At 48.0% G+C, this 21,791-nt stretch carries 10 protein-coding genes, 4 tRNA genes, 5 rRNA genes and 1 riboswitch; of the genes, 16 read left to right on the forward strand and 3 right to left on the reverse strand.

From position 1 onward, the window contains the following. Positions 1–164 precede the first annotated feature (164 nt). Together QMY49_RS15270 and dinF are read left to right on the forward strand one after the other, a co-directional pair. Complete coding sequence (locus tag QMY49_RS15270; protein WP_009695929.1) at positions 165–959, forward strand: class I SAM-dependent methyltransferase; 795 nt, start codon at positions 165–167, stop codon at positions 957–959. 55 nt (positions 960–1,014) lie between these two features. Beyond that, positions 1,015–2,358, forward strand: coding sequence for an MATE family efflux transporter DinF (gene dinF, locus QMY49_RS15275; protein WP_199828278.1), 1,344 nt, complete (start codon positions 1,015–1,017; stop codon positions 2,356–2,358). A 68-nt stretch (positions 2,359–2,426) separates the two neighbouring features. Here the strand turns inward: dinF and sthA are convergent, their stop codons facing one another. Next, positions 2,427–3,857 (reverse strand): Si-specific NAD(P)(+) transhydrogenase, encoded by a 1,431-nt coding sequence (sthA, locus tag QMY49_RS15280; protein ID WP_012126563.1) that lies wholly within the window; start codon positions 3,855–3,857, stop codon positions 2,427–2,429. Positions 3,858–4,118: 261 nt separating this feature from the next. Between sthA and fabR the strand changes: the two genes are divergently transcribed. Both fabR and QMY49_RS15290 read left to right on the forward strand, forming a co-directional pair. Then, complete coding sequence (gene fabR, locus QMY49_RS15285) at positions 4,119–4,760, forward strand: HTH-type transcriptional repressor FabR (protein WP_005430912.1); 642 nt, start codon at positions 4,119–4,121, stop codon at positions 4,758–4,760. Continuing rightward, a complete protein-coding gene (locus QMY49_RS15290; RefSeq protein WP_005430908.1) occupies positions 4,760–5,125 on the forward strand; it encodes a YijD family membrane protein in 366 nt (121 codons plus the stop codon). Before fabR ends, QMY49_RS15290 begins: the two co-directional genes overlap by 1 nt. A gap of 64 nt (positions 5,126–5,189) precedes the next feature. Here the strand turns inward: QMY49_RS15290 and trmA are convergent, their stop codons facing one another. Then, complete coding sequence (trmA, locus tag QMY49_RS15295) at positions 5,190–6,299, reverse strand: tRNA (uridine(54)-C5)-methyltransferase TrmA (protein WP_005451984.1); 1,110 nt, start codon at positions 6,297–6,299, stop codon at positions 5,190–5,192. A 184-nt stretch (positions 6,300–6,483) separates the two neighbouring features. Continuing rightward, a riboswitch (cobalamin riboswitch) is annotated at positions 6,484–6,685 on the forward strand. Positions 6,686–6,743: 58 nt separating this feature from the next. Here trmA and QMY49_RS15300 point away from each other — a divergent pair. From QMY49_RS15300 to murI, 3 genes are all read left to right on the forward strand, one after another. Beyond that, positions 6,744–8,597, forward strand: a complete 1,854-nt coding sequence (locus tag QMY49_RS15300) for a TonB-dependent receptor domain-containing protein (RefSeq protein WP_005451983.1) — start codon at positions 6,744–6,746, stop codon at positions 8,595–8,597. 82 nt (positions 8,598–8,679) lie between these two features. Further along, entirely contained in the window at positions 8,680–9,363 is a 684-nt protein-coding gene (locus QMY49_RS15305; protein ID WP_009695926.1) for a Dph6-related ATP pyrophosphatase, read from the forward strand. 40 nt (positions 9,364–9,403) lie between these two features. Further along, positions 9,404–10,210, forward strand: coding sequence for a glutamate racemase (gene murI, locus QMY49_RS15310; RefSeq protein ID WP_049538450.1), 807 nt, complete (start codon positions 9,404–9,406; stop codon positions 10,208–10,210). On the opposite strand, the gene QMY49_RS15315 is transcribed toward murI, so the two are convergent. Continuing rightward, entirely contained in the window at positions 10,173–10,628 is a 456-nt protein-coding gene (locus tag QMY49_RS15315; protein ID WP_005451980.1) for an RNA-binding protein, read from the reverse strand. The genes murI and QMY49_RS15315 overlap by 38 nt on opposite strands. Before the next feature lie 598 nt (positions 10,629–11,226). Here QMY49_RS15315 and QMY49_RS15320 point away from each other — a divergent pair. The 9 genes from QMY49_RS15320 (at position 11,227) to QMY49_RS15360 (ending at position 21,732) form a co-directional block, all read left to right on the forward strand. Then, a 16S ribosomal RNA gene (locus tag QMY49_RS15320) occupies positions 11,227–12,778 on the forward strand. An 89-nt stretch (positions 12,779–12,867) separates the two neighbouring features. Continuing rightward, positions 12,868–12,943, forward strand: a tRNA-Glu gene (locus tag QMY49_RS15325). A gap of 265 nt (positions 12,944–13,208) precedes the next feature. Next, a 23S ribosomal RNA gene (locus QMY49_RS15330) occupies positions 13,209–16,098 on the forward strand. Positions 16,099–16,190: 92 nt separating this feature from the next. Beyond that, a 5S ribosomal RNA gene (gene rrf / locus QMY49_RS15335) occupies positions 16,191–16,307 on the forward strand. 315 nt (positions 16,308–16,622) lie between these two features. After that, positions 16,623–18,174: ribosomal RNA gene (locus QMY49_RS15340) — 16S ribosomal RNA — on the forward strand. Positions 18,175–18,263: 89 nt separating this feature from the next. Next, positions 18,264–18,339: transfer RNA gene (locus QMY49_RS15345), tRNA-Glu, on the forward strand. Between the two features lie 2 nt (positions 18,340–18,341). Beyond that, positions 18,342–18,417, forward strand: a tRNA-Lys gene (locus tag QMY49_RS15350). 30 nt (positions 18,418–18,447) lie between these two features. Beyond that, positions 18,448–18,523, forward strand: a tRNA-Val gene (locus QMY49_RS15355). A gap of 319 nt (positions 18,524–18,842) precedes the next feature. Next, positions 18,843–21,732: ribosomal RNA gene (locus QMY49_RS15360) — 23S ribosomal RNA — on the forward strand. The 16S, 23S and 5S rRNA genes sit together here with 4 tRNA genes alongside, the layout of an rRNA operon. The last annotated feature ends 59 nt before the right edge of the window (positions 21,733–21,791 follow it).

A 21,791-nucleotide genomic window follows, 5' to 3' on the forward strand; every position in this document is an offset into this window, starting at 1 on the left:
CCCACTTTTATTTTCTTCAAAGCATATTTCTTTTCTTCCGAGCATAGTTACGCTCGCACTGATTCAGAGCGTTTGGCTGTTGCGTTAAAACTTGCAAGTGATATTGAGATTTATTATCATCTAATTCCATTTAACCATTTTCTTTTCGGCGCAAGGAAATGCCCATGTCCAAGCCTCAACATCACGTACCCAATCATCTGTTGAAACCGTTGTTTTTGCGTAGCCGCGAAAGCTTGGTCGATAACGGCTTGGTGTACGATCCGATCGCTGCAAAAGCGTGCTTGAGCTGCAAGATGGCACCAGATTGCATCAGTGGCGACGTCGATCAGAAGCAGCTGCTGCACGTGACTTTAACTCAGCTGTGCGATCAGCAGGTTAGTCACTTTCTTCAACAACACTCAGACGCTTGGATCATTAACGTTGGTGCGGGCTTAGATACGCGTTTCTACCGTTTGGACAATGGTCGTTGTCACTGGATTGAACTGGATGTCACCGAGAATCTGGTTTGGCGTCAGCGATTGTTTCATAAAAACGAACGCTACGAGCATCGTTGCGGCAGCGTAGAAGACATGAATTGGTTAGATGAACTGCGCATTCCTGAAAAAGCACCAGTATTGATTCTGTGTGAGATGGCTTTACTTGATTGTGATGAATCGCGCGTTGCGACTTTCATCCAAACTCTGGGTCGTCATTTTGTATCGGCAGAAGTGTGCATGGTACTAGCAGGTGACTTAACCGAAAGTAAATGGGGTCAGAAGCTCGGCTCAGATACGTATGCACATGGTTTTGAAGCACCAGCACAACAAGTACTGCATTGGCTGCCATGGGCACAATGGGTCAAAGCCTTCTCGCCATTCGACCGATTTTGCTCACGCTGGAAAGCATGGCAGCGCTGGCTGAATAAGATCCCAATGTTGAAGCATCGTCTCACGCCAGTTCTCGTTCACATCAAGTGGTAATTGGCTAGGCATTGAACACTCAGGTACACTCGCTGATCTAAACAACGAGGTGCCTGTGACAAACTCTATCTTCTCTCCTTTATCGAATCCTCAAGTGCATCGCCAAGTGTTAGCGCTCGCTATCCCTATGGTGCTGTCGAATATTACTGTTCCACTATTGGGCTTGGTTGACGCTGCGGTGATCGGTCACCTTGAACACGCTTGGTATCTAGGTGGTGTTGCGCTTGGTAGTACCATGATCAGTGTGACGTTTTGGTTGCTTGGCTTTTTACGTATGTCGACTACTGGATTAGCGGCGCAATCCTATGGTGGTGAAGACCGAAAACAACTCGCCTTGGTGTTTATGCAAGGCTCACTAATGGCATTGCTGTTTGCGTTAGTCTTCCTTATTGCCCATAACCCGATCGCGGATCTGATATTTGGTTGGAGTGATGCCAGTGCTGAAGTGAAGCACTACGGTATGCAATATTTCTCTATCCGAGTATGGAGTGCACCCGCTGCGCTGATGAACTTTGTGCTGTTGGGCTGGCTGCTCGGAACGCAAAACTCCAAAGCCCCAATGTGGATGGTGATCATCACTAACGTGACCAATATCGCGCTCGATTTACTGTTTGTGATTGGTTTGGGTTGGAAAGTTGAAGGGGCAGCGCTAGCCTCGGTGATTGCTGATTACTCTGGCATGGCGTTTGGCTTGATGTGTGTATGGAGGACGTGGTGTGCCCGTCTGTTGCCATCACCTAAAAGCCTGCTAACCGATACTCAACATGGGCTAGGGCGTTTCGTAAAACTCAATCGCGATATCTTCTTACGCTCGCTATGTTTACAAGCTACGTTTAGCTTTATGACTTTCCAAGGTGCGAGCTTTGGTGATGATGTGGTTGCGGCCAATGCGGTATTGATGAGTTTCTTGATGATGATTTCCTATGGCATGGACGGTTTTGCTTACGCCATGGAAGCCATGGTTGGCAAAGCGATTGGCGCCAAAGACCGAGCGCAGCTCAGTGCTTCGTTGATTGGTACTTTCTTCTGGAGTCTGATCATCTGCTTAGGTTTGACTGCAGTATTTGGTTTGGCGGGATCGCAGTTGATCGCCATGATCACTTCGATTGACGCGGTGCAGCAGCAAGCTTCGGTATATTTACCATGGCTGGTGGTCATGCCATTAGCTTCGATGTGGTGTTTCCTATTTGATGGCATTTTTGTTGGCGCCACTAAAGGTAAAGACATGCGAAACAGTATGTTTGTGGCGACTTGCTGTTTCTTCGCGATATTCTTTTTGTTCTCTGTTTGGCAAAACCATGCACTATGGTTTGCGATGACCAGTTTCATGGCAATGCGAGGGATTGGACTTGGTGCTATCTTCTTCTATCAATGGCGCAAGGGAAGCTTTCTTGCCTAGTTACACATAAAAAAACAGCAGGTCGAAACCTGCTGTTTTAGCTTTTGGATCATGGCAACCCAATTGAATTAGAATAATCGGTTCAAACCGTTCAGTGCCGCTACGCGATACGCTTCTGCCATCGTCGGGTAGTTGAAGGTGGTATTGACGAAGTATTCGATCGTATTGGCTTCGCCTTTTTGTTCCATGATGGCCTGACCGATGTGGATGATTTCCGCAGCGCGCTCACCAAAGCAGTGAATACCAAGAATCTCTTTGGTTTCGCGATGGAAGAGGATTTTTAAACTGCCGATGTCTTTACCTGCAATCTGTGCACGAGCTAGATGCTTGAACGAAGAACGTCCCACTTCGTAAGGCACTTTCGCCGCAGTCAGTTCTTGCTCGGTTTTACCCACTGAGCTGATTTCTGGAATGGTGTAGATACCCGTTGGGATGTCATCAATCAGATTACCGTCAGCTTGCCCTTTAGTGATGGCTTGTGCCACGAAACGACCTTGGTCATACGCTGCACTCGCTAGGCTAGGGTAGCCAATTACATCACCGACTGCGTAGATGTGTTCTACCTCTGTACGGTAGTTACCATCTACTTTGAGCTGTCCGCGTGAATCACCCTCAAGTCCAACCGCAGGTAAGTTGAGTTTGTCTGTGTTACCCGTTCGACCATTAGCATACAGTAGGCAATCGGCTTTCATCTTCTTGCCAGATTGAAGATGCACGATAACACCATCTTCAGTGCCTTCGATTTTCTCGAATGTTTCATCGTTACGAATCACCACGCCACTGTTCCAGAAGTGGTAAGACAATGCGTCTGATACTTCGTTATCTAAGAAAGAGAGCAGGCGGTCGCGAGTGTTAATCAGGTCAGTTTTCACGCCTAAACCGCGGAAGATTGAGGCGTATTCACAACCAATCACGCCTGCACCGTAAATAATGATGTGGCGAGGGTCGTGCTTCAGGCTCAGGATGGAATCACTGTCGTAGATGCGTTCATGTAAGAAGTCAACGTCATTTGGTTGGTATGGACGAGAGCCTGTAGCGATAACAAATTTATCTGCTGAGTATACTTCTTCCGTACCATCACTTTGCATGACGGCGATGGAGTAGTTATCGATAAAGCGGGCTGTACCAAACAACAGTGTGCATGAGTTGCGATCATAAAAGCCCTGACGAAGTCGAGTCTGTTTATCTATTACCGATTTTGCATGACCTAAAATGTCAGAAAATGTTGCATGAAGGCTGGTGTTATTGCGGCAGAATAACGGGTTGCTATTGAATTCAATGATACGGCTAACTGCGTGACGCAATGCTTTGGATGGTATGGTTCCCCAGTGCGTACAACCGCCACCAACACTGCTTTCCTTTTCTACGATGGCAACATTCAGTCCGGCTTTGGTCAATCCCATCGCCGCCCCTTCACCGCCCGGGCCACTACCAATTACGATCACGTCATAGTGATTAGCATGCGCCATGATGTCTTCCTTGTTATATTTGCTTAACATTGCTGTAGCGGGATTTTAACTCATTTACTCTATTGGGAACACGTAATGCCTGCTAGAGAGTGGAAGTGATCACGCAGAATCGCCCAAAAGAACTAATTGGTATGCTGTATGTCTACTATTTGAAGTGAGGCGATTGCAATTAGATGCATGGCGATAGTAACGTGCTCGCCGCTTATCGGCAGATAACGTCGCTTTATACGTGGGGGCGATATGCGTTATATTGAAGCTCTCGTACCCAATAGAAAAAGAGCAAGTTAAAGAATGAAATCGATGGGAATCCGCGCGCAGCAAAAAGAAAAAACACGTCGATCGTTGATCGATGCGGCATTTAATCAACTCAGTGCGGATCGCAGCTTTTCCAATCTCAGCTTGCGTGAGGTTGCCCGAGAGGCAGGAATTGCACCAACTTCTTTTTACCGTCACTTCAAAGACATGGACGAGCTAGGCTTAACCATGGTTGATGAAGGTGGTTTGTTGTTGCGACAACTGATGCGTCAGGCGCGTCAGCGTATTGTCAAAGAAGGCAGTGTGATTCGAACTTCAGTTGAAACCTTTATGGAATTCATTGAAAGTAGTCCTAACGTTTTCCGCTTATTGTTGCGTGAGCGCTCCGGCACTTCCTCTGAATTTCGTACTGCCGTCGCTCGAGAAATTCAGCATTTTGCGGCAGAATTAACTGAGTACTTAATGAGCACCGGTATGACCAAAGAAGAGGCGTTCACTCAAGCAGAGGCGTCGGTTACTTTGGTGTTTAGCTCTGGTGCGGAAGCTTTAGATTTAGATCGACGCGAGCGCGATGAACTCGCCGAGCGATTGATCATGCAATTGCGAATGATAGCCAAAGGGGCCTATTGGTATCGCAAAGAACGTGAACGTAACCGATTAAAAGGCGGGATAGAATAATGTCGAATGGAAATAAATCTGAAAAGAAAACGCTGATTTTGGCACTGGTTGCAGGTATGTGTGGTGATGCTTTGTTGTCATGGTTGACCATGAGCGAAGTATCTTTTTCAATCTTCCCTCTGATTGCACTCGTGCTAGCTGTACAGGCGCTGTACCAAGAATACCTTAACAACCCAGTATCAGAAGATATCCCACTTGTTGGTCTGGCGTGTTTCTTCGTAGGTGCATTTGGTCACTCTGCGTTTATTAAAGCGCAATACCCAGAAGCAGGCTCTAACTTCTTCGCTATTCTGGTTTCAATGATTCTCCTAGCGTGGATCGGTAAGAAGCTGGGTTTCATGGAAAAGAAGACCACCGCTGAATAAGCAAAACGAATCCAACAAAAAAGCGAGCCATGAGCTCGCTTTTTTTATGTTTGATGCTGGTTGATTACGCTTTACGTTCCAACAGTACACCTGCTTCCATGTGGTGCGTGTAAGGGAATTGGTCAAACAGAGCAAAACGCGTCACGTTGTGGGTTTCGCATAGAATGTCCAAGTTCTCTTTAAGTGTCTCTGGGTTACAAGAGATGTACATGATGCGCTCGTAACCTTGCACCATCTTACAAGTGTCGACATCCATACCTGAGCGTGGTGGATCGACAAAAATCGTATTACAGTTGTAGCTCTTCAGATCCACACCTGCATCTTGTAGGCGGCGGAATTCACGCTTACCTTCGATTGCTTGAGTAAACTCTTCTGCTGATAGACGTAGGATTTGTACGTTATCAATCTCGTTCGCTGCAATGTTGTATTGCGCAGAAACCACAGATGGCTTCGCTAATTCAGTTGCAAGAACGCGGTCGAAGTTTTGTGCCAACGCCAGAGAGAAGTTACCGTTACCACAGTAAAGTTCTAGTAGGTCGCCAGTGCTTTCTTGAGTACAGTCGACTGCCCATTCCAACATTTTCTCTGCCACTTTACCGTTTGGCTGAGTGAAGCTGTTTTCAACTTGTTGGTAGATGTAGCTTTGACCATTTACGTCTAGCTTCTCGATCACGTAGTCACGGTCTAAGACAATCTTCATTTTACGAGCACGACCAATGATGTTTAGGTTGAAGCCTTCATCATTCAAACGCTGCTTAAGGGCTTTCGCGTTTTCAATCCACTCTTCATCCAGTTGACGATGGTAAAGCAGTGAAACCAGAATCTCACCGCTAAGCGTTGATAGAAAGTCCACTTGGAACAGTTTACGACGTAGCGATTCGTTGTCTTTCATCGCTTCAACTAGTAGTGGCATCAGGTCGTTGATCAGACGGCTTGCTGCTGGGAATTGGTCAACGCGGTATTTCTCACGAGTTTCTTGATTGAACATGATGTAGTAAAGGTCTTCACCCTCATGCCAAACGCGGAACTCAGCACGCATGCGGTAGTGCTGCTCTGGTGATTCAAACACTTCCAGTTCTGGCACGTTGTATGGCGCGAACATATCGTTCAGACGTTCGACTTTTTCAGCCAGTTGTTCTTGGTAGCGTTGTGGGTTTACATCAAGAGTAGCCATGATCTTACCTTTTATGGTGCATTCAATTTAAGAGCGCAGATTTTATTCAATCTCAATAGGATGTCCAGTTTTGTGCCCCAATTGATTTAAAGATAGTGTGTTCTGTGTCAGTTGATACACCAATGAACCAAATCGTTACGATTGTCAGAGGTAATATTGGCTGGACAAATAATCAATAGCTTAATAGTATTTGCCCCAAGCTGGTGCTATCTAGCAATCTAGATGGCTGAAATGGGAATCTGGTGGAAATCCAGAACTGACGCGCAGCGGTAAAAGAGAACGAACGCTCATCAAGACACTGCATTAGTTTATGTGGGAAGTCGAGCAAGTAGGATGGTGTAACCTCGCTCTTAAGTCCGAATACCTGCCAGCAACTGAGCCACAGCACTGGACTGCTCAACACGAGTAGGGCTCGGTAGGAATTACGCGACTTAGGACAATACAATGAGAAAAACATTTCTTGCGATCACGTGTGCATCGCTGCTTTCACCTACCTTTTATTCACAGGCCCAAGAAGTTTCCGCAGATGAAACGGTTGTGGTTACGGCAAACCGCTTCAAGCAAATTGATGGTGCTGTTCTTGCACAAACCGTTACGGTAACCAAAGAAGACATTAAACGCCTGCAAGCAAATAGTCTGTTTGATGTGTTCCGTACACTGCCGAGTGTTGAAGTTGCTCAGTACGGTGGGCGTGGTCAATCCGCATCTATCTACGTTCGAGGTGGTAGCTCGTCTCAAGTACTCGTTTTAGTTGATGGGGTGCGTATGCCTCGTGCAATCATGGGTGGTATCGACTTTAACCAATTTCCAATCAACTCTGTCGAACGTATCGATTACATTCGTGGTGCACGAGCCTCTATCTATGGTTCAGAAGCGATCTCTGGCGTAATCAACATTATTACTCGTGCGCCTATTAATGACGATTCAGGTCGAGTGTCTGCAGGTTATGGCTCAAATAACCATAAAAAAGGCACGTTTGTGGTCTCTAAACCTGTGGGTGAAGGTAAACACTTTAAGGGTGTCTTAGGATACGAGAAAACCGATGGTTTTAATGTTAAGCCTCAGCCAGGATTGAATGATGGCGATGAGCATGGCTTCGAAACGCTAAACCTGAAGTTGGGTTACCAACAAAACTTTTCTGACAACTTGTCTGGTTACGTTGGGGTGAGTGCTTACAACAATGAATACGATTACGACAACAGTAGTATTTGGAGTGGTCATGAGAAAAAAACTGGTGAAGTAGAGTATGTAGGCACCGACTTATCGCTGGAATACAACAAAGACGTTTACTCATCTGAATTAAAATTGGCTTATGGTCAACAAGACAACTACGACCATAAATCAGGTCAAAACAAATCTACTGGCGATCATGTTGCTATTGAGCAGTTCAACGCGATTTGGTTGAACTCGTACAGCGTTAACGAAGAACTGAGTATTGGTGGCGGTTTGGATTACCGTACTGAGAAGCTAGCAAAAGGCTACATTGCGGCGAACAGTTGGGGACCAGCTAAAGACTATGATCCAGAGAAGAACCCAAGAACTAACTTTGGTGTTAGTGCCATTGCTCAATATGTTTATGACGTATGGACGTTAGAAGCAAGCGTACGTAATGACGACAACAATCAATTTGGTAACAACACCACATGGCAAACCGCTGCGGGTTGGAGTTTTTACGAAGGTTACGAGTTAACCCTGAGTCATGGTACTGCTTTCCGTGCGCCGAGCTTTGTTGATTTGTATTACCCAGGCTACGAAATGCCAAACCTAAAACCAGAAGAATCAGAAAATACCGAGCTGTCGCTATCAGGTGCTGTATCGATTGTTGATTGGACGGTGACGGGTTACTACAACCAAATTGAGAACATGTTGATTTGGAAAGGCTCTGGCATGCAAAACGTGGGTGAAGCTGAGATCAAAGGTGTCGAACTAGAGGTGAAATTCGACACGGATATCGTTTCTCACGAGTTTTACTTAGATTATAAAGATCCTGTCGATAAGTCTGGGGCAAAAGATACTCAGCTAGCGTACCGCTCCAAGCGTGGTGCTAAGTGGAACGCCTACGCAACGTTTGACCAATGGACGTTGGGCTCGCAGTACCTGTACCAAGGTGAACGCTTTAATGGCAGTACCAGACTACCGAGCTACAGCCTATGGAACTTCACTGCTTCTTACGCCGTGAACCAAAACTGGGATATTAATGCGAAGCTAAGCAACGCTTTCGATAAAAACTACGAGATGTACACTAGTTACGCGACGCCAGGGCGTCAGTACTTTGTCTCGGCAGACTACCGCTTTTAATCAAGCTAAACGAGACCGCCATATCGGCGGTCTTTCTTTTTGTAAGTAAAGCGCTGGTGGAAATAGGTAACAAGGAAAGACGATGACTAAACCAAAACGTGTTGTGATTAGCTGGTCAAGCGGAAAAGACTCTACATTAACGTTGGAGCGTCTAAACGAAGATCCGCATTATCAGGTAGTTGGCTTGTACACCACTTATGTTGATAAAGAAGTCCCTTTTCAAGCAACCCCGCTTGAGGTCGTGCAAATGCAGGCGGACTTACTTGGCCTTCCGCTCATTACTATCGAACTGCCTGAAGTGTTCCCGAATAACGACATTTATCAATCGACGATCGTTAATGCACTACAAAGCAGTGGGCTGAATGTAGAAGCTGTCGCGTTCGGTGATATGTTTTGTAATGGTATTGCTGATTATCGACGCAGCTATATTGAACCTGCCGGCTGGGAATGTGTATTCCCTTTGTTGGGGGAAGAAAGCAAGGCATTGGCATTTGAAATTATCGAGCGTGGAATTCAAACCATGTTGATTACCACCGATGGAAATGTATTGCCGCCGGAGTGGTGTGGACGTTGGTATGACAAAACGTTGATTGAGTCATTACCCGGTCATATTGATCCCTGTGGCGAAGATGGCGAATTCCATACATTGGTGACATCAACCTCATCATTTCAAGGACATATAGAGTTGGCTAAGCTTGAAGTGGAAACAGGGGAGCGATTCAGTCATCAAAGATACCGAGCCAAAGCATTGCCAAAACAAATCTAACCAGTATGATCGCCGAGTCTCTAATTTGCAGGTAAGACTCGTGCGAGCATCAAGTAAGAAAAAAGTCCTAGTGTTTGATTCCGGTGTCGGAGGGCTATCGGTCTTCCAAGAAATCCACCGACTTCTACCAAACATGGATTACTTGTATCTGTTCGATAACGAAGCTTACCCATATGGTGAGCTAGACCAAGATGTGCTGATCACTCGCGTTAATAAGCTGGTGGCAGCATTGGTTGAAGAGCATCAAGCTGACATAGTAGTCATCGCCTGCAATACCGCAAGTACCATAGTGTTGCCATCATTGCGTGCGAATCTATCCATTCCGGTTGTCGGAGTGGTGCCTGCGATCAAGCCGGCCTCATTACTCGCTTCTCAGGGTGTAGGACTTATTGCTACGCCCGCGACCGTGACTCGTCAATATACTCATGAACTGATCCGTGACTTTGCTCAAGGTAAACCTGTCGAACTATTAGGTTCCACTCGCTTAGTGGATATGGCAGAAGAAAAGCTGCGTGGCGAAAGTATTTCTATTCCAGAGCTCGAAAGCATTCTTCTCCCATTACGTAATAAAGTCGATGTAGCTGTATTGGGGTGCACTCATTTTCCTTTGATTAAAGACGAAATCCATCAAGCGTTAGGTGGAGAGGTTACGTTAATTGATTCTGGCGAAGCCATTGCTCGTCGAGTGAAAGCATTACTACTCAGCGATATGAAGGAAGAAAGCCAAGAGGAAGGGAGTAAGAAGATTTATGCCAGTGCACCTCCTTGGCAAGAAGATGCACTGAATACCTGTTTGGCGACCTTAGGGTTTAATCCTGTTCAGGTTTACCGCCATCAGGGTGTTTAGGATCGTTAGCAATACGCACTTTAAGTGTACGCTCCATATATTCCTTCTCGTTAAGTTTAGCGATAGCAGGTTTTGCATCTGCCGCAGCCATCACTACAAAACCAAACCCTCTCCTTTTACCAGTGCGCTTATCTTTCATTAAGCGTACTGCATAGACCTGACCATACTCAGCAAACAAATCTCGAACGTGACTTTCATTTGCCTTATAAGGAAGGTTGCCGACATACAGCGTTTTAGTTGAAGGATCGGAATCCGAAGATTGAAGAACAGGTGTTTTGCTAGAAAGTGAAAAAAGAAAAGCAGTAGCGACAACACCGATAACAAAGCTCAAGGCAGGTGACACAGGTAACTGAGAGAAGATGATTCCCCCAATGACCGCCAACCCAGCACACAAGATCAGATTTTTTTTAGACGTCATTTTGATTACTACATATAGATGATAAAGAGATTGGCTGCCTATTAACAAAATAGACACATGAATCTTACGTATATGGTTGGTGTTTTTCCAACCAATTGCTGTGATATGTCTCAAATGTGACGAAGAAATATGCAGATATAACGCATTTGGTGGATAAATAACCGCTTAGAAAGTTTTTTTCAAAAAAAGGTTGCGCTAATTTCTCAACTCCCTATACTGCGCATCCACCGACACGGAGTGAGACGAAAGTCACACAGCGAGTCGGAAGAGAGAAAAAAGAATTTGAAAAAATACTTGACTCTCAAAGCGGGAAGCGTAAGATACGCACCCCTAACGACGAGGCGCTGAGGCGGCAAGTTAGTTAGAAAAGTTCTTTAAAAATATAGACCTATCAATCTGTGTGGGCACTCGTTGATGATAATCCAATTAGATACTTCGGTATCAAATTAGGTTTCAATGAAACGAAGTGACCATTCGAATTGGGAAGCAGCCTTGAGCTGTTTTATTTCACTTTTTAAAAGTGAAAACCAATAAGAGCACAGTCAATTCAAACATTACTTATGTAATGTTCAGTATTCATTGAGCCGAACAAAATCTTAAATTGAAGAGTTTGATCATGGCTCAGATTGAACGCTGGCGGCAGGCCTAACACATGCAAGTCGAGCGGAAACGAGTTATCTGAACCTTCGGGGAACGATAACGGCGTCGAGCGGCGGACGGGTGAGTAATGCCTAGGAAATTGCCCTGGTGTGGGGGATAACCATTGGAAACGATGGCTAATACCGCATAATACCTACGGGTCAAAGAGGGGGACCTTCGGGCCTCTCGCGTCAGGATATGCCTAGGTGGGATTAGCTAGTTGGTGAGGTAATGGCTCACCAAGGCGACGATCCCTAGCTGGTCTGAGAGGATGATCAGCCACACTGGAACTGAGACACGGTCCAGACTCCTACGGGAGGCAGCAGTGGGGAATATTGCACAATGGGCGCAAGCCTGATGCAGCCATGCCGCGTGTGTGAAGAAGGCCTTCGGGTTGTAAAGCACTTTCAGTCGTGAGGAAGGTAGTGTAGTTAATAGCTGCATTATTTGACGTTAGCGACAGAAGAAGCACCGGCTAACTCCGTGCCAGCAGCCGCGGTAATACGGAGGGTGCGAGCGTTAATCGGAATTACTGGGCGTAAAGCGCATGCAGGTGGTTTGTTAAGTCAGATGTGAAAGCCCGGGGCTCAACCTCGGAATAGCATTTGAAACTGGCAGACTAGAGTACTGTAGAGGGGGGTAGAATTTCAGGTGTAGCGGTGAAATGCGTAGAGATCTGAAGGAATACCGGTGGCGAAGGCGGCCCCCTGGACAGATACTGACACTCAGATGCGAAAGCGTGGGGAGCAAACAGGATTAGATACCCTGGTAGTCCACGCCGTAAACGATGTCTACTTGGAGGTTGTGGCCTTGAGCCGTGGCTTTCGGAGCTAACGCGTTAAGTAGACCGCCTGGGGAGTACGGTCGCAAGATTAAAACTCAAATGAATTGACGGGGGCCCGCACAAGCGGTGGAGCATGTGGTTTAATTCGATGCAACGCGAAGAACCTTACCTACTCTTGACATCCAGAGAACTTTCCAGAGATGGATTGGTGCCTTCGGGAACTCTGAGACAGGTGCTGCATGGCTGTCGTCAGCTCGTGTTGTGAAATGTTGGGTTAAGTCCCGCAACGAGCGCAACCCTTATCCTTGTTTGCCAGCACTTCGGGTGGGAACTCCAGGGAGACTGCCGGTGATAAACCGGAGGAAGGTGGGGACGACGTCAAGTCATCATGGCCCTTACGAGTAGGGCTACACACGTGCTACAATGGCGCATACAGAGGGCAGCCAACTTGCGAGAGTGAGCGAATCCCAAAAAGTGCGTCGTAGTCCGGATCGGAGTCTGCAACTCGACTCCGTGAAGTCGGAATCGCTAGTAATCGTGGATCAGAATGCCACGGTGAATACGTTCCCGGGCCTTGTACACACCGCCCGTCACACCATGGGAGTGGGCTGCAAAAGAAGTAGGTAGTTTAACCTTCGGGAGGACGCTTACCACTTTGTGGTTCATGACTGGGGTGAAGTCGTAACAAGGTAGCGCTAGGGGAACCTGGCGCTGGATCACCTCCTTATACGATGATTATTCACGATGAGTGTCCACACAGATTGATACGGTTTATAAAGTAAAGAGAGGAAGAGCTCCCAAACTCTTCAATCCAGTGTCCCGTTCGTCTAGAGGCCTAGGACACCGCCCTTTCACGGCGGTAACAGGGGTTCGACTCCCCTACGGGATACCATCTTTAAACATTCTCTCTTGAGAGTTTTTAAAAATGGTTACTTCATTAGAAGTGATTAGCTCTTTAACAATTTGGAAAGCTGACAAAACAAACTTTTAAGTTTGTTTGTAAAGTTCTCAATGTTTGTCTTTATGACAAACACCAATACAACACATTCAAGTGTTCTTGGAATTTGAGTCCGGCAAAATCGAGTCTGCATCATGTATAAAAATTGCAGACAACTTTGGTGACTTGTTCATCAACTCGAAACTCCTTCGGGTTGTATGGTTAAGTGACTAAGCGTACACGGTGGATGCCTTGGCAGTCAGAGGCGATGAAGGACGTATTAACTTGCGATAAGCCCAGATTAGGTAGTAAAAACCATTTGAGTCTGGGATTTCCGAATGGGGAAACCCACTAGCATAAGCTAGTATCGCTGCGTGAATACATAGCGCAGCGAGGCGAACCGGGGGAACTGAAACATCTAAGTACCCCGAGGAAAAGAAATCAACCGAGATTCCGAAAGTAGCGGCGAGCGAAATTGGACTAGCCCTTAAGCTTTTTATGCGTCAGGTGAAACTTCTGGAAAGTTGTGCGATACAGGGTGATAGCCCCGTAACCGGCAACGCATATAAAGTGAAATCGAGTAGGGCGGGACACGTGATATCCTGTCTGAATATGGGGGGACCATCCTCCAAGGCTAAATACTACTGACTGACCGATAGTGAACCAGTACCGTGAGGGAAAGGCGAAAAGAACCCCTGTGAGGGGAGTGAAATAGAACCTGAAACCGTGTACGTACAAGCAGTAGGAGCACCTTCGTGGTGTGACTGCGTACCTTTTGTATAATGGGTCAGCGACTTATATTCAGTGGCAAGGTTAACCATCTAGGGGAGCCGTAGGGAAACCGAGTCTTAACTGGGCGTTCAGTCTCTGGATATAGACCCGAAACCAGGTGATCTAGCCATGGGCAGGTTGAAGGTTGAGTAACATCAACTGGAGGACCGAACCGACTAATGTTGAAAAATTAGCGGATGACTTGTGGCTAGGGGTGAAAGGCCAATCAAACCTGGAGATAGCTGGTTCTCCCCGAAAGCTATTTAGGTAGCGCCTCGGACGAATACTACTGGGGGTAGAGCACTGTTAAGGCTAGGGGGTCATCCCGACTTACCAACCCTTTGCAAACTCCGAATACCAGTAAGTACTATCCGGGAGACACACGGCGGGTGCTAACGTCCGTCGTGGAGAGGGAAACAACCCAGACCGCCAGCTAAGGTCCCAAATTACTACTAAGTGGGAAACGATGTGGGAAGGCTCAGACAGCCAGGATGTTGGCTTAGAAGCAGCCATCATTTAAAGAAAGCGTAATAGCTCACTGGTCGAGTCGGCCTGCGCGGAAGATGTAACGGGGCTAAGTAGTAAACCGAAGCTGCGGCAATGCACTTTAGTGCATTGGGTAGGGGAGCGTTCTGTAAGCGGTTGAAGGTGTGTGGTAACGCATGCTGGACGTATCAGAAGTGCGAATGCTGACATGAGTAACGATAAAGGGGGTGAAAAACCTCCTCGCCGGAAGACCAAGGGTTCCTGTCCAACGTTAATCGGGGCAGGGTAAGTCGACCCCTAAGGCGAGGCCGAAAGGCGTAGTCGATGGGAAACGGGTTAATATTCCCGTACTTCTTACAATTGCGATGGGGGGACGGAGAAGGCTAGGTGGGCCTGGCGACGGTTGTCCAGGTTCAAGTGCGTAGGCTTAAGAGTTAGGTAAATCCGGCTCTTTTTAAGGCTGAGACACGACGTCGAGCTACTACGGTAGTGAAGTCATTGATGCCATGCTTCCAGGAAAAGCCTCTAAGCTTCAGATTGTAAGGAATCGTACCCCAAACCGACACAGGTGGTCGGGTAGAGAATACCAAGGCGCTTGAGAGAACTCGGGTGAAGGAACTAGGCAAAATGGTACCGTAACTTCGGGAGAAGGTACGCTCTCGACGGTGAAGTCCCTTGCGGATGGAGCTATTGAGAGTCGCAGATACCAGGTGGCTGCAACTGTTTATTAAAAACACAGCACTGTGCAAAATCGTAAGATGACGTATACGGTGTGACGCCTGCCCGGTGCCGGAAGGTTAATTGATGGGGTTAGACTTCGGTCGAAGCTCTTGATCGAAGCCCCGGTAAACGGCGGCCGTAACTATAACGGTCCTAAGGTAGCGAAATTCCTTGTCGGGTAAGTTCCGACCTGCACGAATGGCGTAATGATGGCCACGCTGTCTCCACCCGAGACTCAGTGAAATTGAAATCGCTGTGAAGATGCAGTGTACCCGCGGCTAGACGGAAAGACCCCGTGAACCTTTACTACAGCTTGGCACTGAACATTGACCCTACATGTGTAGGATAGGTGGGAGGCTTTGAAGCACGGTCGCTAGATTGTGTGGAGCCGTCCTTGAAATACCACCCTTGTAGTGTTGATGTTCTAACGTCGACCCCTAATCGGGGTTGCGGACAGTGCCTGGTGGGTAGTTTGACTGGGGCGGTCTCCTCCCAAAGCGTAACGGAGGAGCACGAAGGTGGGCTAATCACGGTTGGACATCGTGAGGTTAGTGCAATGGCATAAGCCCGCTTGACTGCGAGAATGACGGTTCGAGCAGGTGCGAAAGCAGGTCATAGTGATCCGGTGGTTCTGAATGGAAGGGCCATCGCTCAACGGATAAAAGGTACTCCGGGGATAACAGGCTGATACCGCCCAAGAGTTCATATCGACGGCGGTGTTTGGCACCTCGATGTCGGCTCATCACATCCTGGGGCTGAAGTCGGTCCCAAGGGTATGGCTGTTCGCCATTTAAAGTGGTACGCGAGCTGGGTTTAGAACGTCGTGAGACAGTTCGGTCCCTATCTGCCGTGGGCGTTGGAAGATTGAAGGGGGCTGCTCCTAGTACGAGAGGACCGGAGTGGACGAACCTCTGGTGTTCGGGTTGTGTCGCCAGACGCATTGCCCGGTAGCTAAGTTCGGAATCGATAACCGCTGAAAGCATCTAAGCGGGAAGCGAGCCCTGAGATGAGTCTTCCCTGATACTTTAAGTATCCTAAAGGGTTGTTCGAGACTAGAACGTTGATAGGCAGGGTGTGTAAGCGTTGTGAGGCGTTGAGCTAACCTGTACTAATTGCCCGTGAGGCTTAACCATACAACACCCAAGGGGTTTTGATGGACTCGATGTAAGAACATTGAATGTGTGTAAGTAGAATTTAAAATCAGTTTTCCGAATTAAAGAATTTGCTTGGCGACCATAGCGATTTGGACCCACCTGATTTCCATTCCGAACTCAGAAGTGAAACGAATTAGCGCCGATGGTAGTGTGGGGCTTCCCCATGTGAGAGTAGGACATCGCCAGGCTTTATTTCCGACTTGTCTGAATACAGACGAGTCACCATAAAGTTCTAAATAAATTTAGAGTTTTATGTTGACTTTCAAAGTGGAAAGCGTATTATACGCACCTCGCTTAAGTGCTAAGGCACTGAAAGCCAAGCTCTTTAACAATATAGACCTATCAATCTGTGTGGGCACTCGTTGATGATAATCCAATTAGATACCTCGGTATCAAATTAGGTTTCAATGAAACGAAGTGACCATTGAATCGAAAGATTCAGCACAGTCAATTCAAACATTACTTATGTAATGTTCAGTATTCATTGAGCCGAACAAAATCTTAAATTGAAGAGTTTGATCATGGCTCAGATTGAACGCTGGCGGCAGGCCTAACACATGCAAGTCGAGCGGAAACGAGTTATCTGAACCTTCGGGGAACGATAACGGCGTCGAGCGGCGGACGGGTGAGTAATGCCTAGGAAATTGCCCTGATGTGGGGGATAACCATTGGAAACGATGGCTAATACCGCATAATACCTACGGGTCAAAGAGGGGGACCTTCGGGCCTCTCGCGTCAGGATATGCCTAGGTGGGATTAGCTAGTTGGTGAGGTAATGGCTCACCAAGGCGACGATCCCTAGCTGGTCTGAGAGGATGATCAGCCACACTGGAACTGAGACACGGTCCAGACTCCTACGGGAGGCAGCAGTGGGGAATATTGCACAATGGGCGCAAGCCTGATGCAGCCATGCCGCGTGTGTGAAGAAGGCCTTCGGGTTGTAAAGCACTTTCAGTCGTGAGGAAGGTAGTGTAGTTAATAGCTGCATTATTTGACGTTAGCGACAGAAGAAGCACCGGCTAACTCCGTGCCAGCAGCCGCGGTAATACGGAGGGTGCGAGCGTTAATCGGAATTACTGGGCGTAAAGCGCATGCAGGTGGTTTGTTAAGTCAGATGTGAAAGCCCGGGGCTCAACCTCGGAATAGCATTTGAAACTGGCAGACTAGAGTACTGTAGAGGGGGGTAGAATTTCAGGTGTAGCGGTGAAATGCGTAGAGATCTGAAGGAATACCGGTGGCGAAGGCGGCCCCCTGGACAGATACTGACACTCAGATGCGAAAGCGTGGGGAGCAAACAGGATTAGATACCCTGGTAGTCCACGCCGTAAACGATGTCTACTTGGAGGTTGTGGCCTTGAGCCGTGGCTTTCGGAGCTAACGCGTTAAGTAGACCGCCTGGGGAGTACGGTCGCAAGATTAAAACTCAAATGAATTGACGGGGGCCCGCACAAGCGGTGGAGCATGTGGTTTAATTCGATGCAACGCGAAGAACCTTACCTACTCTTGACATCCAGAGAACTTTCCAGAGATGGATTGGTGCCTTCGGGAACTCTGAGACAGGTGCTGCATGGCTGTCGTCAGCTCGTGTTGTGAAATGTTGGGTTAAGTCCCGCAACGAGCGCAACCCTTATCCTTGTTTGCCAGCACTTCGGGTGGGAACTCCAGGGAGACTGCCGGTGATAAACCGGAGGAAGGTGGGGACGACGTCAAGTCATCATGGCCCTTACGAGTAGGGCTACACACGTGCTACAATGGCGCATACAGAGGGCGGCCAACTTGCGAGAGTGAGCGAATCCCAAAAAGTGCGTCGTAGTCCGGATCGGAGTCTGCAACTCGACTCCGTGAAGTCGGAATCGCTAGTAATCGTGGATCAGAATGCCACGGTGAATACGTTCCCGGGCCTTGTACACACCGCCCGTCACACCATGGGAGTGGGCTGCAAAAGAAGTAGGTAGTTTAACCTTCGGGAGGACGCTTACCACTTTGTGGTTCATGACTGGGGTGAAGTCGTAACAAGGTAGCGCTAGGGGAACCTGGCGCTGGATCACCTCCTTATACGATGATTACTCACGATGAGTGTCCACACAGATTGATACGGTTTATAAAGTAAAGAGAGGAAGAGTTCCCAAACTCTTCAATCCAGTGTCCCGTTCGTCTAGAGGCCTAGGACACCGCCCTTTCACGGCGGTAACAGGGGTTCGACTCCCCTACGGGATACCATTGGGTCGTTAGCTCAGTTGGTAGAGCAGTTGACTTTTAATCAATTGGTCGCAGGTTCGAATCCTGCACGACCCACCATTCTTCTCCACGAAGAATCAAAACTTACGTGGGCGATTAGCTCAGTTGGGAGAGCACCTGCCTTACAAGCAGGGGGTCACTGGTTCGAGCCCGGTATCGCCCACCATTCTCTAAGTATTTTTGGATAGGAATTCCAAACCACTTCAGTAAAACGTACGTGGTTAGAATCTTCGTCTCTGAAAGTCTTTAGAAAATGTACTTCCTTGTGAAGAAACATAGCTCTTTAACAATTTGGAAAGCTGACAAAACAAACTTTTAAGTTTGTTTGTAAAGTTCTCAATGTTTGTCTTTATGACAAACACCAATACAACACATTCAAGTGTTCTTGGAATTTGAGTCCGGCAAAATCGAGTCTGCATCATGTATAAAAATTGCAGACAACTTTGGTGACTTGTTCATCAACTCGAAACTCCTTCGGGTTGTATGGTTAAGTGACTAAGCGTACACGGTGGATGCCTTGGCAGTCAGAGGCGATGAAGGACGTATTAACTTGCGATAAGCCCAGATTAGGTAGTAAAAACCATTTGAGTCTGGGATTTCCGAATGGGGAAACCCACTAGCATAAGCTAGTATCGCTGCGTGAATACATAGCGCAGCGAGGCGAACCGGGGGAACTGAAACATCTAAGTACCCCGAGGAAAAGAAATCAACCGAGATTCCGAAAGTAGCGGCGAGCGAAATTGGACTAGCCCTTAAGCTTTTTATGCGTCAGGTGAAACTTCTGGAAAGTTGTGCGATACAGGGTGATAGCCCCGTAACCGGCAACGCATTTAAAGTGAAATCGAGTAGGGCGGGACACGTGATATCCTGTCTGAATATGGGGGGACCATCCTCCAAGGCTAAATACTACTGACTGACCGATAGTGAACCAGTACCGTGAGGGAAAGGCGAAAAGAACCCCTGTGAGGGGAGTGAAATAGAACCTGAAACCGTGTACGTACAAGCAGTAGGAGCACCTTCGTGGTGTGACTGCGTACCTTTTGTATAATGGGTCAGCGACTTATATTCAGTGGCAAGGTTAACCATCTAGGGGAGCCGTAGGGAAACCGAGTCTTAACTGGGCGTTCAGTCTCTGGATATAGACCCGAAACCAGGTGATCTAGCCATGGGCAGGTTGAAGGTTGAGTAACATCAACTGGAGGACCGAACCGACTAATGTTGAAAAATTAGCGGATGACTTGTGGCTAGGGGTGAAAGGCCAATCAAACCTGGAGATAGCTGGTTCTCCCCGAAAGCTATTTAGGTAGCGCCTCGGACGAATACTACTGGGGGTAGAGCACTGTTAAGGCTAGGGGGTCATCCCGACTTACCAACCCTTTGCAAACTCCGAATACCAGTAAGTACTATCCGGGAGACACACGGCGGGTGCTAACGTCCGTCGTGGAGAGGGAAACAACCCAGACCGCCAGCTAAGGTCCCAAATTACTACTAAGTGGGAAACGATGTGGGAAGGCTCAGACAGCCAGGATGTTGGCTTAGAAGCAGCCATCATTTAAAGAAAGCGTAATAGCTCACTGGTCGAGTCGGCCTGCGCGGAAGATGTAACGGGGCTAAGTAGTAAACCGAAGCTGCGGCAATGTACTTTAGTACATTGGGTAGGGGAGCGTTCTGTAAGCGGTTGAAGGTGTGTGGTAACGCATGCTGGACGTATCAGAAGTGCGAATGCTGACATGAGTAACGATAAAGGGGGTGAAAAACCTCCTCGCCGGAAGACCAAGGGTTCCTGTCCAACGTTAATCGGGGCAGGGTAAGTCGACCCCTAAGGCGAGGCCGAAAGGCGTAGTCGATGGGAAACGGGTTAATATTCCCGTACTTCTTACAATTGCGATGGGGGGACGGAGAAGGCTAGGTGGGCCTGGCGACGGTTGTCCAGGTTCAAGTGCGTAGGCTTAAGAGTTAGGTAAATCCGGCTCTTTTTAAGGCTGAGACACGACGTCGAGCTACTACGGTAGTGAAGTCATTGATGCCATGCTTCCAGGAAAAGCCTCTAAGCTTCAGATTGTAAGGAATCGTACCCCAAACCGACACAGGTGGTCGGGTAGAGAATACCAAGGCGCTTGAGAGAACTCGGGTGAAGGAACTAGGCAAAATGGTACCGTAACTTCGGGAGAAGGTACGCTCTCGACGGTGAAGTCCCTTGCGGATGGAGCTATTGAGAGTCGCAGATACCAGGTGGCTGCAACTGTTTATTAAAAACACAGCACTGTGCAAAATCGTAAGATGACGTATACGGTGTGACGCCTGCCCGGTGCCGGAAGGTTAATTGATGGGGTTAGACTTCGGTCGAAGCTCTTGATCGAAGCCCCGGTAAACGGCGGCCGTAACTATAACGGTCCTAAGGTAGCGAAATTCCTTGTCGGGTAAGTTCCGACCTGCACGAATGGCGTAATGATGGCCACGCTGTCTCCACCCGAGACTCAGTGAAATTGAAATCGCTGTGAAGATGCAGTGTACCCGCGGCTAGACGGAAAGACCCCGTGAACCTTTACTACAGCTTGGCACTGAACATTGACCCTACATGTGTAGGATAGGTGGGAGGCTTTGAAGCACGGTCGCTAGATTGTGTGGAGCCGTCCTTGAAATACCACCCTTGTAGTGTTGATGTTCTAACGTCGACCCCTAATCGGGGTTGCGGACAGTGCCTGGTGGGTAGTTTGACTGGGGCGGTCTCCTCCCAAAGCGTAACGGAGGAGCACGAAGGTGGGCTAATCACGGTTGGACATCGTGAGGTTAGTGCAATGGCATAAGCCCGCTTGACTGCGAGAATGACGGTTCGAGCAGGTGCGAAAGCAGGTCATAGTGATCCGGTGGTTCTGAATGGAAGGGCCATCGCTCAACGGATAAAAGGTACTCCGGGGATAACAGGCTGATACCGCCCAAGAGTTCATATCGACGGCGGTGTTTGGCACCTCGATGTCGGCTCATCACATCCTGGGGCTGAAGTCGGTCCCAAGGGTATGGCTGTTCGCCATTTAAAGTGGTACGCGAGCTGGGTTTAGAACGTCGTGAGACAGTTCGGTCCCTATCTGCCGTGGGCGTTGGAAGATTGAAGGGGGCTGCTCCTAGTACGAGAGGACCGGAGTGGACGAACCTCTGGTGTTCGGGTTGTGTCGCCAGACGCATTGCCCGGTAGCTAAGTTCGGAATCGATAACCGCTGAAAGCATCTAAGCGGGAAGCGAGCCCTGAGATGAGTCTTCCCTGATACTTTAAGTATCCTAAAGGGTTGTTCGAGACTAGAACGTTGATAGGCAGGGTGTGTAAGCGTTGTGAGGCGTTGAGCTAACCTGTACTAATTGCCCGTGAGGCTTAACCATACAACACCCAAGGGGTTTTGATGGACTCGATGTAAGAACATTGAATGTGTGTAAGTAGA

The organism is Vibrio harveyi (assembly GCF_030060435.1).
GTDB lineage: Bacteria > Pseudomonadota > Gammaproteobacteria > Enterobacterales > Vibrionaceae > Vibrio > Vibrio harveyi.

Excerpts from the sequence above, each read along its gene's own strand:
- QMY49_RS15270 (WP_009695929.1), top strand. The coding sequence starts at position 165 with ATGTCCAAGCCTCAACATCACGTACCCAATCATCTGTTGAAACCGTTG.
- sthA (WP_012126563.1), bottom strand. The coding sequence starts at position 3,857 with ATGTTAAGCAAATATAACAAGGAAGACATCATGGCGCATGCTAATCAC.
- fabR (WP_005430912.1), top strand. The coding sequence starts at position 4,119 with ATGAAATCGATGGGAATCCGCGCGCAGCAAAAAGAAAAAACACGTCGA.
- QMY49_RS15290 (WP_005430908.1), top strand. The coding sequence starts at position 4,760 with ATGTCGAATGGAAATAAATCTGAAAAGAAAACGCTGATTTTGGCACTG.
- trmA (WP_005451984.1), bottom strand. The coding sequence starts at position 6,299 with ATGGCTACTCTTGATGTAAACCCACAACGCTACCAAGAACAACTGGCT.
- QMY49_RS15300 (WP_005451983.1), top strand. The coding sequence starts at position 6,744 with ATGAGAAAAACATTTCTTGCGATCACGTGTGCATCGCTGCTTTCACCT.
- QMY49_RS15305 (WP_009695926.1), top strand. The coding sequence starts at position 8,680 with ATGACTAAACCAAAACGTGTTGTGATTAGCTGGTCAAGCGGAAAAGAC.
- QMY49_RS15315 (WP_005451980.1), bottom strand. The coding sequence starts at position 10,628 with ATGACGTCTAAAAAAAATCTGATCTTGTGTGCTGGGTTGGCGGTCATT.